This window comes from Tolypothrix sp. PCC 7601, from assembly GCF_025677855.1.
Taxonomy (GTDB): domain Bacteria; phylum Cyanobacteriota; class Cyanobacteriia; order Cyanobacteriales; family Nostocaceae; genus Aulosira; species Aulosira diplosiphon.
On record NZ_CP064879.1, the window covers coordinates 8,983,927 to 9,002,562 of the forward strand.

Annotated in this window: 10 protein-coding genes; 5 read left to right on the plus strand and 5 right to left on the minus strand. The window is 40.4% G+C overall.

The features are described from left to right. Nucleotides 1–93: 93 nt before the first annotated feature. Nucleotides 94–489 (plus strand): carboxymuconolactone decarboxylase family protein, encoded by a 396-nt coding sequence (locus HG267_RS36380; protein WP_045871087.1) that lies wholly within the window; start codon nt 94–96, stop codon nt 487–489. A 1,718-nt stretch (nt 490–2,207) separates the two neighbouring features. Next, nucleotides 2,208–4,232 carry a serine/threonine-protein kinase gene (locus HG267_RS36385; RefSeq protein ID WP_045871088.1) on the plus strand — a complete coding sequence of 675 codons (2,025 nt, stop codon included), beginning with the start codon at nt 2,208–2,210 and terminating at the stop codon, nt 4,230–4,232. Between the two features lie 495 nt (nt 4,233–4,727). Here HG267_RS36385 and HG267_RS36390 read toward each other — a convergent pair whose 3' ends face one another. The 3 genes from HG267_RS36390 to HG267_RS36400 all read right to left on the minus strand — a co-directional run bounded on the left by HG267_RS36390 (nt 4,728) and on the right by HG267_RS36400 (nt 13,179). Next, the gene (locus HG267_RS36390) at nt 4,728–5,408 is read right to left on the minus strand and encodes a PAS domain-containing protein (RefSeq protein WP_045871089.1); all 681 of its coding nucleotides are present in this window, start codon (nt 5,406–5,408) and stop codon (nt 4,728–4,730) included. Beyond that, on the minus strand, nt 5,389–5,844 hold the full coding sequence (locus tag HG267_RS36395) for a ribbon-helix-helix protein, CopG family (protein ID WP_045871090.1): 456 nt from the start codon (nt 5,842–5,844) through the stop codon (nt 5,389–5,391). The genes HG267_RS36390 and HG267_RS36395 overlap by 20 nt, the downstream gene beginning before the upstream one ends. A 444-nt stretch (nt 5,845–6,288) precedes the next feature. Then, nucleotides 6,289–13,179, minus strand: a complete 6,891-nt coding sequence (locus HG267_RS36400; protein ID WP_063749831.1) for a PAS domain S-box protein — start codon at nt 13,177–13,179, stop codon at nt 6,289–6,291. Between the two features lie 264 nt (nt 13,180–13,443). On the opposite strand from HG267_RS36400, the gene HG267_RS36405 reads away from it, so the two are divergent. Together HG267_RS36405 and HG267_RS36410 are read left to right on the plus strand one after the other, a co-directional pair. Beyond that, entirely contained in the window at nt 13,444–14,262 is an 819-nt protein-coding gene (locus HG267_RS36405; RefSeq protein WP_045871091.1) for a radical SAM protein, read from the plus strand. A 316-nt stretch (nt 14,263–14,578) separates the two neighbouring features. Next, nucleotides 14,579–15,205, plus strand: a complete 627-nt coding sequence (locus tag HG267_RS36410) for a 4Fe-4S single cluster domain-containing protein (RefSeq protein ID WP_045871092.1) — start codon at nt 14,579–14,581, stop codon at nt 15,203–15,205. Nucleotides 15,206–15,389: 184 nt separating this feature from the next. Here the strand turns inward: HG267_RS36410 and HG267_RS36415 are convergent, their stop codons facing one another. Continuing rightward, nucleotides 15,390–15,896 (minus strand): DUF6174 domain-containing protein, encoded by a 507-nt coding sequence (locus tag HG267_RS36415; RefSeq protein WP_045871094.1) that lies wholly within the window; start codon nt 15,894–15,896, stop codon nt 15,390–15,392. 493 nt (nt 15,897–16,389) lie between these two features. Here HG267_RS36415 and HG267_RS36420 point away from each other — a divergent pair, with 493 nt between their 5' ends. Beyond that, nucleotides 16,390–17,412 (plus strand): tetratricopeptide repeat protein, encoded by a 1,023-nt coding sequence (locus HG267_RS36420; RefSeq protein WP_045871095.1) that lies wholly within the window; start codon nt 16,390–16,392, stop codon nt 17,410–17,412. Between the two features lie 144 nt (nt 17,413–17,556). Here HG267_RS36420 and HG267_RS36425 read toward each other — a convergent pair whose 3' ends face one another. Then, nucleotides 17,557–18,072 carry an outer membrane beta-barrel protein gene (locus HG267_RS36425; protein ID WP_045871096.1) on the minus strand — a complete coding sequence of 172 codons (516 nt, stop codon included), beginning with the start codon at nt 18,070–18,072 and terminating at the stop codon, nt 17,557–17,559. Nucleotides 18,073–18,636: the final 564 nt, after the last annotated feature.

Below are 18,636 nucleotides of genomic sequence, written 5' to 3' on the forward strand. Positions count from 1 at the left end.
GAGGAGACAGTAAGAAATAGCTATTACCCATTACCAAATGACAAATGACAAATGACAAATGACAAATGACAAATGACAAATGACAAATGACAAATGACTAATTTAATAGAATACGAACAAGCTAGCGATGAAGTGCGGGCGGTATATGATGATATCCGCGCTACACGTCAGACTGAATATATCAACAATTTTTGGAAAGCGATCGCTAATCATCCCCCTACCCTGCAACGTACTTGGCAAACGGTCAAGGAAGTCATGACCAGTCCAGGGGAGATTGATCCATTGATGCGTGAACTAATTTACATTGGGGTCAGTGTGACCAATGGCTGTGATTATTGTATTGCTTCACACACAGCATCAGGACGTGCCAAGGGCATGACTGATACGATGTTTGGTGAATTGTTAGCGATCGTTGCTACAGCAAATACAACTAACCGCCTTGCTAATGGCTATCAGATTCCCGTAGACGAGCAATTTAAAAATCAGTAATAGTCTGTTGTATGTAGTTGCTATGTATTAAAACACAATATTGTTGTGCTGCAAACTATGCCATAGCAATCAGTTTTGATGCAAAGAAAATACTGAAGTAGAAAGAGAACAGGAAAGAAGAAATTAAGGTATATAGAGTTTTTAGCCATCAAATATGATTCTTACATTCAAGTGGGTGGCTAATAAACTACACATTACATATACGCATTCTAGCCTACTTCAAGACGCGCTGTACTTATATAATGCAGCTTTTTTTACTAGCTATAGCTTTGTATAAGCAAAGTTTCATGGCTTTCTATTAAATATGAAGCTTTTAATAATGTATAAAATATGATTCTTGTAGAAGAGTTGTATTGGGAGCATCCCACTTTTTTCAATGTCATTGCGAACGCAACGAAGTGGAGTGAAGCAATCGCAAAATCTCTCACCAGGAATAAATCCATGCGATTGCTTCGTCGTTCCTCCTCGCAATGACGCTTAATTCTCTAGTTATAAAATAAAAACTGGGATGCACCCAGTTGTATTTGTATAAATTCAACATATATAAGAATAATATTTGATTTATGAAAAAGGTAGGTATAGTTTTATTCCTGATTATCGTTGCTCTTTCCCCTTGCTACACAAGCATTTTCAGGTATCAAACCGAATTGTTATATGTAAGAAGCTAGTTACAAATATGTAGCAAAATTTTTAAGCTTGTATTTTCCTATTTAAGCGCAACACGTAATAAATACAACAAGTTAAATCTCCTGTAGTATCATTGTTTTGATGAGTATAAACTGGTAACATTAATAGAGATTAACCACTGAAAAAAATAGAATCTTATAGACAATAGAATATCTTCAAACCTATCGTAAGACAGATGGAAATGTTGTTTAAAAAAAACTAAGATTATCAGAAATAAAGCAAAGGGCATCACGAATCTTGAGGGTGCAGATACATAGGTAAATACAGAGTAAAAAATTATAATTTTTTACTCTGTGTTTTCTATATTTGCTAAGATTTTTGATTTGGAAAAGTAGTACTCAGTAACCTTCATCAACTGCGTACACTAATAATCGTGCAAAATTAAGTTTATTAGTAGAAAGAGAGAACAGAGAAATAATCTGTGTAATTAATTGTTTTAACTGCTTAATATAAGTTACTCAGCAATCCCACTTGACAGCAGTGACTACAAGGGGGTATGTCCATTACCACGATTTGGATATCTTATACCAAATCAAATAATGTTTGCGATACATCAATATATTCTAGAGGGCAAGGCACTGCCGTGCTTCTACAAGCTGTCGCATTCTCTTTTCAAATTAATATTACGGTAGGCGCTAACCTTGTTTCAGAAGTGATCTACACAGTGGTGCTACTCTTTGGGAAGCCGTAGAAGCGTCAGTACTGTTTTTAGGTATTAAAATTCCATAAAAAGCATGAAAATCGTTCTTATTTAGCCTAAGTGCCCCTATTTTCAAATTCGCCCCCAGGGAAAAATACCACAACCAAACATCAAAATTTCTCTTTCCCTGCTCCCTATTTTCAAGATAGTGATTTCTTTAACACGTCAACTTTGATATCATTGGCGGGGCGTTAACTTACGGCATAATATACTTTACTGCCTATAGTTAGCAATAAACTGTTGCATATTTTTATCTAACTAAATAAATTTACATCAGTAATAATACGCAAGCTATAATCAAATCATTCCGGATAAAACTATATTTATTTTCATGCATAGTCACCTTCTGGATGCACGTTACCGAATCTTGGCGGTTTTAAATACAGGGGAATTGACACAAACCTATTTGGTGGAAGATACAAACCTTCCTAACAGTCAATTTATCTTGAAGCAACTACAACCTGCCAACAAAAATCCTCAAGATCTAAAAATTTTGCGCCGCTTGTTTGCACGTGAAGCAGCAACTTTAGAAAAAGTCTGTAAAAAATACGAGCAAATTCAGCAGCTAGTTAATTATTTTGAAGAAAATGAAGAATTCTACTTAGTACAAGAATTTATTCCTGGTAAGCCGTTAACTGAGGAAATTTTTTTAGGTACTCCTTGGGAGGAAGAGCAAGTTATTAATCTCTTAACTGAGATATTAGAAATTTTGGTATTGATCCATAGTCAAGAAGTCATACATCAGGATATTAAACCAGCAAATATTATTCGGCGGGAGTCGGACAACAAGTTAGTTTTGATTGACTTTGGTTCTATGAAAGAAATTGTCGCTAATATTGTTGGCAATCTCGAATATATACCCATAGAGCAATTACAAGGTAACACCCAACCTAACAGCGATATATATGCTTTAGGTATGATAGCGATCGCAGCTCTCATCGGTTTAACAGATAATGAAATAGCTATATTACCAAAGCACAAAAATTTGCTGACAGGTGAAATTGTTTGGCGTGATAAAATTCCACAAGTCAACAAAGGTTTAGCTAGAATTATCGATAAAATGGTGCGTTTTGATTACCACAAACGCTATCAGTCTGCTACTGCAGTATTAAATGACCTCAAGCATCTAACAAATGGCACTCAAAAACGGATAATTAACAAGCCTTGGTTAATTGTTGCTGGAATCGCTAGCTTGATTACAGTTGGTGCTGCTGCATGGTTTTCACTCACTTCCAAACCTGCGGGTGATGCCAAGTTATTATACCTGCAAGGAATAGAAAAATATGAGCAAGGTGAATTCCAAGAAGCTGTTAAAGATTTGACTCAGGTAATTACATTAAATCCGCGACATGCACAAGCTTATAATCGCCGAGGTGATGCTTTTTATCGATTAGGAGAATATCAAAAAGCTCAAGCAGATTCTAGCAAGGCAATTCAGCTAAATCGCCGGGATGATAATGCTTATTATGACCGTGGCTTTTCTTTTTATGAATTAGGTAAATATAAACAGGCGATCGCAGATTTTAATCAAGCAATTAAACTGAATGCCAAAAATCCTTATACTTACTATGGGCGGGGTTTAGCACGTGTAGAATTAAAAGATTATCCAGCAGCAATCACTGATTTTAGTAAAGCGATCGCCTTTCAGCCAAAGTATAGCGAAGCCTACTTACAACGGGGTATTGTCCGCCGCCGCTTAAAAATGAAAGAAGCTGCGATTCAAGATTTTGATACAGTGATTGAGCTAAATCCCCATGATGCTAAAGCCTATTATCAACGGGGTTTAACTTTATTTACAAATAACCAAAGTCAAGCTGCGATTCAAGATTATAATAGCGCCATTGACATCAATCCGAAATATCTGGAAGCTTATCTAAGTCGGGGAGATGTTTATAGCGATTTGGGCAAAAATTTAGAAGCAACTGAAGATTATAACAAAGTTATCGAGCTAAATCCGAAATTAGCTGTAGCATATCTCCATAGAGGAATGCATCGCTTTTCTTTGGGAAATTATCAAGGCGCAATTGTAGATTATAACCAAGCGATTCAACTAGAACCTAAAAATGCAGTTGCTTATAATAACCGGGGTAATGCTTATCTGGAATGGGGAAATAAAAAAGTAGCACTGGCAAATTACACCAAAGCGATCGCAGTGAATTCGCGCTATGCCTTAGCCTATTATAATCGCGGTTTACTGCGGGCAAAATTAGGGGAGAAAAAAGGCGCGATCGCAGATTTTCAGCAAGCCGCAAAATTATTTAAGCAAAGAGGCGATCAAGATAGCTATAAAGATGCACAATCACAGCTAAAAGGATTACAAACCACATCAGATAACGAATCTAAATCTGAAACCTAGATTCCGCCCTTGGAAGTGGTAAATAAGATACTTTTGGGATGAGGAATGAGGTTTTGAAAAAAACATGTGACTAACCCTGTTCTGTCACTTTGGGAGAAACCAATGCCTGAAAGCCTTTGAGAGTTTTACTTTTCAGTTTTTGGCTATAAATTTTAGTTTCTGTTAGAAAATAAAAGCTCAAAACTTTATCAAATCAAAGTTTCAGAGTTTCGCTCCGATTATTGTTTTCCGCAAGTGACATAAGAGGGCTAATAATAGTCCAAAATCTCAATTACTCGAGAATGATTGCAGGAATTATTAATTAAATTCTGTATTATTTAATTTCACAAATTTTCCTCCAAAATCCGTCTTGAAAAGTTTGCTACGTAGGGAAACCCTCCTTGCAACTTTTCGCAAAATTTAATATCGCAAATTTTGAAGGAGCGCACCCTGAAATTGCAAAAGAAAGGACGCACCTGATGATTTTTAAATTCTTGAAGGAGTCAAATTATTTATTTAAGCCTGTTCCAATACCCCTGGTGGAATCGGCACAAGTTGAGGCGTTGATAAACAGGTTCCCTGTCTATACCAAATACCATCAACCTCAAAAGCCTCGAATTGAGTGGTGAGTATCGCCCAAGCGCGCTCATTCAATCCCGCAGAATATGTCCAGGTGAACTGGCGATCATTATGTAACCTTTGTTCCAGTTCTGCTAAATCCTCAGGTAGCCAAAATTGGGTCATTACCCTCTGAGTCGCAATTTCTGGTGGTGTCTCTAGCATCTCAGCCATTGGCTGATTAACAATGATTTGCTTGCGAGTATCTTGTCTGACGATACTCACAGGGCGCTCATTTTCTGCAGCAGCTACCATGCGGTACAACAATTCTGACGGTATTTGCAACTGGCTACAAAACACAGAACCTTGATATTGTAATATCCGTTCCGCAGTTTCTGCGGATGTTGGCGGTTCTTGCGTCGCCATCCACCCAAAAAATTCAATTGGGTTCTTACAACCTCGCCAGCGAATCCGCACTTTCCCATTAATTCTGTATGCAGTTTCACTGAGAGCGTCTCCGTAGCTTTGAGCAAGCTGCGTAGCATCACGCTTAGTAGGAGCAACAATTGAAACTCCTTCATAAGACATTTTATAATTCCATCCCGGTAAGTTGAGGATTCTAAGAATACTCACACTCATCTTCTTTGACACCTCCAGAATCTCTATACACTTTTACACCCCTAGTATCTTGATATACGGACAATTTAAAAGTTTCTTCCCAAATCTTTACTCTTTCCTCCTCCGGGATGGCTAAAGCCGATGTGATAATTGCAAAGTCTCCTGGTGTAGGTAAAACTTCACCCTTGGCTAACGCTGATAAGTTTTTTATTCCACAGCGTTTCAGTTCTGTCATATTGGTTCGCACTAAATCAGCAATGGTTTTGGGAGCAGCATTTCGAGAACTGTTCGAGCGAGAACCCGTTTTTTGGGCTATCCACTCATGGGCCATCTCTTCGATCGCATCGCTTTGGGAAATACCCAAACGAGCGCAGATGCTCTTGAACTCCAGCGCTAAATCTAGGGGAATATAGCCGCTGATTTGCTTGTAATCATCAGAACGCCTTCTGTCAGTCATATACCGAAATCCTGAATATTACGCTTGTCTTTTATTTTCTCTCATGAAGTCACAAATGCAAGACATTTTTTTTTGTCTTAATTAAATGACAGCTTGACAAAAAAAAATGACAAACTTAGTATGAGAACTGGAGCAGTAAGCGGCTGAAGACGAAAAACGGTAGATACCCTTAGAAGCTAGCTGCTATATCTTGTAGCTAGCTTCTCACTTTTTTTGTAGATGCGAGAGTTTTTTTGAGTCTCTATATATTCAGTATATCTGCTTATAAAAATTTGGCAATAGTACCTATATAAATAGTTTTCGGGGATTTTTAAATTTTAGGTAGAGAATAAGGCGGGTAGATTTTCATACTTGGGCAGGGTGTAAAAATTGTATTGGGGCATTGGGCATTGGGCATTGGGCATTGGTAATTTATTCTTCCCCTGCTCCCTCATCTACCTCATCTCATGAAAAAATATCTGGTTGCTCTGCGAGTTCCATAATTTTTTCAAATTGAAAGTTATCTGCTAAATCAGTTAAAAAGGTTTTTAAAACAGGATTTTCTGTGGGAATCTGATCCAGTAAGTCTAAAATCATGCCATCACTGCACTGAGCCGCAGCATGGTAGAGCTGGGTGAGCCATTCCGGTGACATTTGCGATAACAAAGGTAGTAATTCGGTAGAAGTGAGAATTTGTTCTTTTTTATTAAGCTTCGCCTTGACTAATTGATTGCTGTCTTGCTGGTAAAGATATTTGACTCCTAAATAAGTACTCAGCTTTTCTAGTAAAATTTCTTCGCGGAAGGGTTTATTAATTAAGTCATCACAACCAGCTTTAATCATAGCGCCGCGTTGTTCTTCAAAAGCATTGGCAGTTAAGGCAATAATGATCGTGCGACGCTGAGGTATAGAAAGTTTGCTTTCGGAAGCTTTAATAAATTTTGTGGCTTCGTAGCCATCCATAATCGGCATCCGCATATCCATAAAAATTAGGTGTGGTTGCAACTCTTGCCATTGCGCGATCGCTTCTTTGCCGTTAGTAGCTTCTTGCACCTCAAAACCGATAAATGTTAATAGCTCAACTATCAATAAACGACTTTCTCTAGCATCATCAACTACTAAGATGCGATATTGTTCTTGATGAGGTGCTAAACCAATAACAGGGGATTTAGTTGGTTGGAGATGAATGTCGCTAGCTGAAGCGAGGTTAATTTGAATATCAAAAGTAAATTTACTTCCTTCGCCTAAAGTGCTACTAACGCTAATATCTCCACCCATTAATTGTACATATTTGCGGCTAATGGCTAAACCGAGTCCTGTTCCCTGTTGCGATTTTCTACCAGTTTCAGTTTGTCCAAAGGCTTCAAATAATAAATCAATTTCTTGGGGTGCAATACCGGGGCCAGTATCTTGAACTTCAAATACAATTTGGGTAACATGGTCTGAATTTTGCTCTTGCTGCTGCGATGTTACTCGCAGTATGACGCTACCTTGATGAGTAAACTTGATAGCATTCCCTAAAAGATTGAGCAGAACTTGCAGTAATTTACTTTCATCAGTTTGCACATATTGAGGAATATCATCAGCATATTCAAATAGCAACTGTAAGTTCTTAGCAGCAGCCCGGAAATGTAACATATCTTCCAAGCTTTTTAATAAATGAATTAAATCAAAGCTAGTGACATTCAAAGTCGTTCTACCAGCTTCAATTTTCGACATTTCTAAAATGTCATTAATTAAATTTAATAGATGCTCACCAGCACGATTAATAATTGCTAAGTGTTGCTGATGTTCGCTGGATAAGGTATTTTCGCGGGTCATGATTTGGGTGAAACCAAGAATCGCGTTGAGTGGTGTTCGCAATTCATGACTCATATTCGCCAGAAATTCACTTTTAGCCCGATTAGCCGCATCAGCTGCGATCGCAGCTGCTTGTAATGCTTGTGACTGACTTTGAGTTTGGGCTAGTAATTGCGCTTGCTGTAAAGCAACTCCTAGCTGATTACCAATTTGGACAACAATGTTTATTTCTTCTGTTTTCCATTGACGGGGGACAGAATTTTGGTAACTAGCTAATAATCCCCACACTTCATTGCCACATAAAATAGGCACAGTAATATAAGCTTTAGCTTGCAGGCGCTTTAAAAAGTTGATGTAATTGGGTTGAAATTTGACTTTGTCAATGTCTGCAACATAGCGAAAATTGGCAACTTGGGTATACTCAATCTCTGGGATAGTGTTCAGATCTGAATCTCGCACCTGCTGTAGACTATCCAACATTGTCCAAATACAACGCCCTTCTGCTAAAGCACCTTCGGTAAGATAGGGGTCATTTTTTTGTGCTTCTAAGAGCGAAGACCAACCAAATCCCACCGATTCAGAGACAAATTCACCAGTCCAATCGGGGTGGAAACGGTAAACCACAACGCGATCGCAGTCTAGCACTTGTCGTAATTCTTGGGTGGTGGCGGCGAAAATCGTCTCTAAATCTAAGGTTTGGCGCATCCTTTGAATAACTTGGGCGATCGCTCTTTCCCGTTCCGCACTTTCTTGTAAGGCTTCTTCTGCTAGCTTGCGCTCGGTAATATCTGTAACTGTACCGATGTAGCCCTTAACTTCGCCATCTTCGCCGATTTCTGGCAATGCCTGACAAATTACCCAGATAATTTTACCATCAGGGCTGAGAAACCGATGTTCCATTTTATAGGGACTTTTGTTTGCCCTAGATGTATCCCAACTTGACAACACAAGCTCGTAATCATCTGGATGCATGGCTTTTGCCCAAGCTCTACCCAGAGACTCGACTAAGGAAAGCCCAGTAATTTCACTCCAGCGTTGATTAAAATATAAAATATTGCCATCAACATCGGTGTGGAAAATACAAGCTGGTGAGGCTTCTGCTAACAGTTGATATCGTTGTTGACTGGCTTGCAAACCTAATTCTGCTAACTTCCGCACATTGACATCTGCTAAATAACCCACACACTCAATCGGGTTCCCAGCCTCATCGCGGATTAACCGTACTTGCTCGTATATCCAATGGTAAGTCCCATCAGCGTGTAAAAAGCGGTATTCGTAAGACCGATACTCCTGCTCAAACAGCTCAGAAAACTTTTTCAAGATAGATTCCACATCTTCTGGGTGGACGTAACGCAACCAGAAACTCGAATCTTGCAGAAATTCTCGCGCTTCATAGCCGAGCATTTTCTTCACGTTCTCACTCATGAAAGTAGTGCCAAAATCCCCAGAGGTTTTGCAGCTATAAATCACCACAGGGCTAGAAGTCAGGAGATATTGTAAGCGTTCGTTAGCTAAACGCAATTTTTGCTCTGCATATTTGCGATCGCTAATTTCTACCATGACTGTACCCACACCAGAAGGGCGATCGTCTTCACCGGGAATGGGAAAATAGGAAATCAAGAAGTGACGCACCGTATCTGGTTGCTGGGGTGCAGGGCTGCTGACTTCTATGTTGAGAATTGGTTTCCCAGTTGATAGCACCTGCTCGTAATATGGAGTAACCACAGGGGCAATATGGGGAATAATTTGCTGAATAGTCTTACCAATGTGGTCTGTTTGCGGATATCCATTAATATCTGCCTGTAATTCGTTGATTTGCACAAACCGCAGTTGATTATCTAAAATACTCATACCCACAGGCGCACCAGAGAAAAAGGCATTGAGGCGCGCTTCTCTCAGGGCGATTTCTTTTTCTAAGGCTTTACGTTGAGTGATGTCTTTGTTTGTACCTGTCATTCGCAGTGGTACACCTTGTTCATCACGCTCAAAAATCTGCCCGCGAGTTTGAATCCACTTCCAAGTACCGGAAGAGCAGCGCATCCGAAATTCTACTTCATAGATTGGGCTGACACCTTGCAAATGCTGCGCTAAAACTGCGTTAACTAAAGGTAAATCTTCGGGATGGACTAATTGTTCAAAAGCTTGGACATTATCTTCAATTTCATGTTCTTCATAGCCCAGCATTTTCTTCCAGCGCCAGTCACGATAAATTTTGTTACTGGTGAGATTCCAATCCCACAATCCCAAATCGCTGGCTTCTAGGGCTAATTGCAAGCGTTCTTCGCTCTTTCTATGGGCTGCTTCTACTTGTTTGCGCTGAATTAATCCCCCTAACTGGGCTGCAACTGCAGATACTAGCAATAGCAACCGCTTATCAACTTGTACCGAGCTGCTTTTAAAAAAGGCCAAAACTGCTAGGACTTTGTTGCTAGCTAAAATTGGCACACCAAACACAGCTTTTAATCCTACCCTAGCTGCTTGTGGCGATCGCAAAAAAACAGGCTGTGTGACACCAGACACATCTTCTAACCATTCTGCCTGTTTCTGTTGCCAAACTCGCCCTGGCAAATCTTCGCCCAGATTTAAGCTAATAGTTTTACTTTCTAACCCAAATTCTTCTAAGCTGCTATCTTCACCGTACCAACTGAGAGTATGTTCTAAAATTTTGCCATCATCGCTCGGTATCCAAGCTTCGCCAAAATCCCAGGCGATATTTTGGCAAATTAAGCGCAGAATCACCACTAAAGCTGTGTTTACATCAATGGCGCGAGTTATCGCTTGGGTAGTTAACAACAATAAACGGCTTTCGTTTTCAGCTTGTTTACGCTCAGTGATATCTTTAGCTGTACCCAGTATGTACTGTTGCCCATCAATTTCAATCATTTCCGCGCTGAACAAGGTAGTTTTCACTTCACCTGTAGCAGTACGGACATCAACTTCATGGTTACGAATTGCTTTTGTTTGGCGCAAAATTTGCTGAAGATAAGCATATTCTTCTGGATTTACCCAAATCTGCAATTCTTGGTTAGTATGTCCAATGACTTGACCGTGGGAATAACCAAAAAATGAACAAAAGCTATCGTTAACTTCGATATAGCGCATCTCCGGAATAATACTGAGACTAATCGGGTCAGGAGATGAGCGAAAAGCCGAACCTAACTTTTCTTCGGAAATGCGGCGTGCGGTTTCCGCGCGTCGGCGTTCTCTTGCTTCTAGGGCTAAAGAGACTAAATTTCCCAAGGAACGGGCAAAATTTTGGTCTTCTTGTGTCCAATGATGAGCAATTAATACAGATTCCAAGCATAAAACACCAACAGTTTTTCCCCCTAGTCGGATGGGTGTATCAAGGATGGAAGTAATATTTAAAGGAGTTAAGTAAGACTGAGATAACTCTTGAGTTTTCGGATCGTTACAGGCATCATGGGCTACAATTAGTTGGTTTTGATGCAAAGCTTGGAAATAAGCCGGATAATCGGCGGTAATGAGGGAAAATCCTTCGCTATGTTGATCTTGGCTTTGCTCAAATAAATCTATGCACTGCAAAATTGTCTCGTTTTCTGTATATAGCCAAACACTGGCTCGTTCCACCGCAATATTTTTTGCCCCTACTTCTGTAATCAGACTCACAGCTGCTTTTAAGTCGCCTTGATAAAGCACCTGATTGGTGGCGAGTTCTGTAAGTACTAAATTATGCTGACGCAGCTTAATTGCACTGGATTGTAATGCTTGTTCGGCGCGTTTGCGCTGCGTAATATTACTAGCTGTACCAGTGATGCCAACAACTTCGCCCTCATCATTATGTAGAGCGATCGCATTCAGCATCAGATACAGAATACTACCATCTCTCGTACTACAAATAGTTTCATGCTGGAAAATCGACTCGCCATTGAGAAGACGCAGAAACACTTCCTGCATCTGCGTCACTTGGCTAGGCAAAATAAAATCAGTAAACGCCCGCCCAATCATCTCTTGGGGTTCGTAACCATATAACTTTCTCACCGCCGGATTAATAAAAGTAATTAATCCTTCTATATCCACAGACCAAATGATATCTTGGGAAGTCTCAACTAGGTGACGATATTTACCTTCACTAGCTTTAAGAGCAAACAGGCGCGCCTTCCGCGAAGCTTCGCTGATACGAATTTGCTGCTGGAGTTGGCGATTTTGCTTTTCTAATTCTGCACGTGCTTGTTTTTCTGTTTCTAATAGTTGCGCTCGCTCATGAGCAACAGCAATAGCTGCAGTGGTGGCTTGTAAAAGTGAGACTTCCGCAGTTTCCCAAAAACGAGCGGCGACACAGTTATCAAAGCCAATGAAACCGAAAAACTCACCTTTGACAAAAATCGGGAGAACCAGAATTGATAAAACTCCCTGATTAGCTAAAATCTCCCGTTCTAACTCCGGACATTCCGCCACAATGTCGGAAATCATTTCGCCTTGTGATAATAAGGTAGCCCAACGTGGAAACGACTTATCATAAGCAACGCTTTGTAGCGCAGGGTTATGATTTTTCGGCTGAATTCCTGGCGCGCACCATTCAGCACATTGGCTCATCACTAAACCACCTCCGGCTGCATGATGATTTTCAAAAATATATACACGACTGACTTTTGCGGCTATCCCCAAAATTTGGACAATTTCGCCGTAGTATTTTTTATTGCCATCAAAAGTAGATAATTTGCGTCGAATTTCTAGTAAAGCTTCTAAATAACGTTCGCGAGATTTTTGGGCAGCTTGTGCAACTTGGCGATCGCTGATATCTGTGAATGTGGTGACTACAAAATATTTACCATCATCCTGTTGCCCAATTACCTGAGTCATTTCTACAGGTAAGCGCGAACCATCTTTACGGGTAATAATAAATTCTCTTTTTTCTGACTGAGTCGCATTAACAATAAAATTTTTATATTGCTGAATTAAATTAGATTTAGCAACAGCTGTTAAATTTGCATAATGTAGGGTAAATTGTTGACCAATTAGTTCTTCACTGGTAAATCCATACATTTGACAGTAGGTAGGATTTACCTCTAAAAAATATCCATTTTCATCAGTCAGACAAATGCCTACCTTAGCACTATGCAACATCGCATCTATATATATGTTGCTGTGTTGTAAATCATGCTTTTCTGCTATTAGATGAGGATTTTTAGCTGTTAATCGCTGTTTGAGGTTTTCCAGAGTAAGTCGATTCTTGACCCGTAAGACAACATCTTCTAAGAGTAAGGGTTTAGCAATATAATCAACAGTACCTATTTCATAGGATTTAAATTTTTTAAAGAATTCCTCTGGATAGCTCAGGAAAATTATCGGAATATTTTGTGTAGTCTTTTCATATAATAGATATTGCCAAAGTTCATATCCATCCATCTCTGGCATCATTAAACCTAACAGAATTAAATCAGGTTGAAAAGCATTTACCTGACTAATTGCGAGTTTTCCCGAATTGACGCTTTTAACTTGATACCCTTGACAGCAAAGAATATCTGCTAAAAATTCTAAATCTTCTGGCTGATCTTCAACCACCAAAATTTTGATTTCCTGAATATTAATTGCCATATTGATTTTTTATTTGATTTCAAAGAGTCAAGAGTTGGAGAGACGCGATTAATCGCGTCTGTACAAGAGCCAATAGTCAAAGAATTAATTTTGTTCAACCTTCTCCTGCAAAGACGCTCCGCGTAGCTTGCTTAAGCGTAGGGGTACATCCTTTTTAGCTAACCTCACAAGTTCCTCAACTTCTAGATTTAAATTTGTGTTAAATCCAAATTTTTAGATTGTTTTTTGATACCAGTGTATGTTTGATTTTATGAAGGAGCAAGTATGAGTGCTACAGCATATAAACAATATCCATCCTGTGCTTCTGTCTATGGGCCAGTAGAATCATGGCGATTTGGGCGATCGCTTGGCATCGATCCTATTGGTTCAAAATCTACCTGCTCCTTTCACTGCATCTACTGCCAGTTGGGAAAAATTGAAGCCCTGACGACTGAACGCCAAATTTTTGTCCCAACATCTCAAATTGTTGATGAGTTGCAGACTGTATCACTAGATAATGTAGATACAGTCACCCTCAGTGGTAGTGGCGAACCAACACTAGCCCTGAATTTAGAGAAAATTATCGGTGTTGTCAAAAGAATTACCAAAAAGCCCACTGTGGTTCTGACTAATAGCACCTTGCTATCCGATCCCCAAGTGCGTAGGGATTTGATCATGGCAGATACAGTCGCTGCAAAACTAGATGCCATTTCGTCAAATCAATTGCAGCAAGTCAATCGCTGTGTAGAGACAATTAATCTACCAAACCTTGTGGCAGGAATCGAGCAATTTCGTCAGGAATATTCAGGACATTTGGCTATTCAAACCATGATCTTGTCTCCTTGGACACCAGAAAGGGTGATGGATTACATCCAAATCCTTCATATTTTGCAACCAGATGAAGTCCAACTCAATATTCCTTCCCGTCCCCGTGTTTTGGTACGCCAATTAGACGCACGCGGTAACGATATTCTCCAACCCGCCCCTTACCTCGTTCAAAATCTCAGATGTGTCAGCACAAGCGTCTTAGCTTCATTAGCTAATCAAATTCACAATGCAATAAAAATCCCGGTGCGTTATCCAGGAATGGCTGTGCTGGTTTAGAGAAACGCGATTAATCCCGTCTGTACAAGAGTGCTGAGTCAGGAGTGGGGACAATACTTGTCGGTTAAGGGCAAAAGGCGAAGGGGAAAAGGGACAAGAAAAAACCTTTAACCCTTACCCTTTCACCTTTTCCCCAAACCAAATTAAGAGTTGACAATCCTTAACCGAGCAGTATTGGGAGTGGGGACAATAGGGTTCGGATAAAACCAATCGATTGACATTTAAATCCTGTAGAGACGCGATAAATCGCGTCTCTACGGAGCGAATAGTCAGTTATGAGTTGATTTAACAGCTAAAGCTTCAAAGGAGGAAAAAGATGGAATCCCAACCAAATCACCCATCGCAACAACTTATGGAAATTCCCCCTGAGCATCTTAATATTATGGGCTACGTTGATGAATCTGAAGTTAACGGGCCTGGTTGTCGTGCTGTTGTTTGGGTGCAAGGTTGTTCCCGCGAATGTCCTGGCTGTTTTAATCCAGCATCTTGGTCATTCGAGGTCAACCAATTGATATCCGTTGATACCCTTGCTGAAAATATTTTGAAAAAGCCGCGCAACACAGGGGTAACTTTCTCTGGCGGCGAACCCTTTTGGCAAGCACCTGCATTGGCATCTTTAGCACGTAAGCTGAAAGCTGCTGGATTAAACGTGATGTCATTTACTGGCTTTACCTTAAAGCAGCTGCAATCGGAATCTGCTCCCCCAGGTTCGCAAGATTTATTAGAGCAGCTAGATATTCTGATTGATGGGCCATTTGTAGAATCTTTGGCGATTCATTCTCCTACTTCTCCAGTCTCATCCAGCAATCAACGAGTTAACATCTTTAATCCTGCTTTCCAAGACAAAATTACCTGGGCTAGCGACCAGATAGAAATTCATGTCTTCAAAGATGGTAGCCGATTGGTGACTGGCTACCAAAGTTTGTGGCAGCAGGTGGAGTAGGTTGGGGATTGGGGATTGGGGACTGGGGATTGGGGACTGGGGACTGGGGATTGGGGAACTCGGGGCCCCCTCTGGGGGGGGTAATGGGGATTGGGGACTGGGGATTGGGGATGGGGAGATGAAGAAGAAATTCCTATTACCAATTACCCATTACCCATGCCCAATGCCCTATGCTCTATGCCCATTATTTAATTTCTTTGAAATCTTCAATTGTGAGATATAACTCTTCATCGGCTATCTGACGCTCGTAATCGATAGCAATTTGGGTAGGGTAGCCGAGTTTTTTATTGTAGTTTACAGCCATGTTGGATGCTTTTTTGGCGATCGCATCCCGAATGACATTGAATACCTTGGGCATTGTACTGTATTCCTGGAATAGCTCGGGATTAACTTTTTTACCATTTTTATCGGTAATTGAAGTTGTTTGCCCGTTACGCACTTCAATTACTACTGGGCCTCTAGCTTCTTCTGTACAGAAACAACTTCTACTAACTTTGTAGCGATAGTTGCGGATTCTTTGCTGACTCCATACCCGGCGATTCTGTCTAAATTCCTGTAAGTTTGTGTTAGCGATCGCGGATGTCTGAGCTATCTGTGTTGGAGATTGAGATATTGCTGGTTTGTTTAAACCCAAAGCCAGTAATAGCCCTGTACTTACTAATCCAGCACTAACAATAATACCTAAGCGCATATAAATAAATTAAATGGTTATAAGTTATGAGATTTTGACAAAGCTTTTAAAGTTCCTGATCAGCTTTGCCAAGGTTAAATTCAGGTTTTTTAGTTAAATTTGCTACTAGATAATCTTAGGCTTCTCTGTATATTGAGTTTGATAACAGAGAAAAAGCGATCGCATCTGTGCCCAAATTAACTCTTCGATAGATATGAGGGATCGCGAAAAATCAGCAGTATCTTGCTTTAAAGTCTTAATATTTCCTTAACTTTAGTGACTGTAATTCTCTTCATTACTTCAACTACAGCACTCAACTTAATAACTACAGGATTTCTCTGAGGTAGATTTTTAAGTTAGTTATTATACTATATTCACTCTATTTACGTCTTATATCTAAAGATAGAGAATATTGTTTATCTCCTATTTGGAAATTATCACCTGAGAAGGGTTAATTCCAAATGCAACGGCCCTAGCAAACCTGCCTATTTACTTTTAGTGCAACCGAGGTCAGATGTCGCAACCTTCAAATCCAGTCACCGAGTGGGAACAACGTCGTGATGAAGCAACCCGCTATTACAAGCGAGGAGAATTTCAAGAATATCTTGTACTTGCAACCGAAAATTTAAAGTTGGCTCGAATCATTCCAGATCGCGCCAGAGAAGGTTATGCATTAAATGACATTGGACTGGCTCACCTCGGTTGCTGGCAACCTGATAAAGCATTGAATTGTTTTAATGAAGCATTAACCTTGGCTCAAGAATTTGGGAATGTGCGAGCCGAGGCTACCGCACTCAGCAATTTAGGTTCTACCTACAGTCGCATAGGCAAGTTTTCCCTAGCTTTAGCATCTTTTGAAAAAGCACTGCAAATTTTCCGGCAATTAGAAGATGCTCAAGGTGAAGTTTCTACTCTCAATGATGTAGCACTGGTTTACACCAGATTGGGAGAACCAAAAAGAGCGCTATTGCTGCAAAACCAAATTTTGGCTATGCGTCGCTTGCTAGGAGACTTTTCTGGTGAAGCAACAACCTTAAATGGCATTGGGTTCGCCTACAGTGCTTTAGGTCAGCAACAGCAAGCACTAGAATATTTCCAAGCAGCATTACCAATTCAAAAAGCTGTTAAAAATATAGTTGGCGAAGCGACTACCTTGAATAATATTGCCTCTATATATAGTGATTTAGGGCAACCCAAACAAGCGCTATTACTGTATTATCAAGTGCTGTTAACACGTCGGGCACTCAAAGACCTCTCTGGTGAAGCCACAACTTTGAATAACCTTGGTTTTACCTACAACAGCATTGCAAACCATGCTCAAGCACTCAAATATTACAAGCAAGCTATAGCAATTTATCAAGAACTAGGCGATCGCTTAGGAGAAAGTTCGACTCTCTTGAATATGGGTAGCCTTTACGCCACCAGAAGACGTAAAAAATTAGCGCTATCCTGCTACCTCAATGCTCAAGAGTTAGCCCAGGAAATCGAATATCAGCCGCTAGTGGATAAGGTAAAGCAGTTTATTAATGCGCTGTAGGGATTGGGGATTGGGGACTGGGGACTAGGGATTGGGGAGATGAGGGAGATGAGGGAGATGAGGGAGATGAGGAAGAAATGCCGATTACCCATTACCCATTACCCATTACCAATGCCCCATGCCCTATGCCCTATGCCCCATCCATTAGAATCTATAACCTATTCCAGTTTGGAAGCTAACGGCATCGGCATCACTGTTTCTGTAAGCGTCAATACCCCATTTAGCATCGCCATAGACGATGACGTTATTGGCAACTTGTGATTCTGCACCTAAGGTAACTACGGGTGCATTTTGATTACCTAGTGGGGTGTTTTTACCTTCATCGGTGACAAACGAGTATCCGCCACCGAAGTAAACGTTCGTATTTTTGGCGATGGGCGCATCATAAGTAACTATAGGCATAATTGCAGTGGCATCACCACCAAACAGGACGGAACCCCGAAGCGATACAGGTGTTCTGGGCATAGTTACCCGTCCTTGCACGTTACCACCAAATTGAGCATCATCATTTCCTTGTCCGCCGCTTGTTGCGCCAGCGGCAATCCCAACACCGATGTAATTGCTGTTAGTACCAGCTGTTTGAGCAGAAGCAATTCCAGCGGAGAGGACAACAGAAGAAACAACAACGGCAGAAGCTGCCAAAGCTTTGAGTAGTTTCATAATTTCTCCGCACTAGAGTTAAGTGCAATCAATGTTCTCTATTACTAGAATCCTCTTTTTGACAAAATTCACCCTCCCACACTGAGGTCATCCACTTGGTTGAATTGTTTTTCACACAGTTGGGTGAAGCGTGGTGACATAGTTTTGGGTAATAATTGATATCTGTTGGTAAATACAATAAATTGCAATTTGTGGCTTGAGCAATGAAGCGATCGCGACCAGTATCTGTGCCAAAATTGGTATTTGTATGATAAATTTCTAATTCAATATGCTTGGCTCATTAGTGATTGATTTGTCACTTATTCAAAAAGCCAGATCAATTGGGGGATTCTCCCCCAAACCCCCGATTGGGTGACGGTTGCGTCCCCCAAACCCCCTCCAAAATTATTGTTCTGTTTTTTTGTTGGGTAACTAGTACAAGTAGGCGTAAATAGCGCAAAGTTGGCGGTGTCGGTTTCCGTCCCGCCAAACTTTGTAAGAGAAACAGATTATCTGTAATTGCTAAAAGGCTTGTGGTATAAGTATTCTTCTTGTGACTTTTGACTTGTGACTTTTGACTTGTGA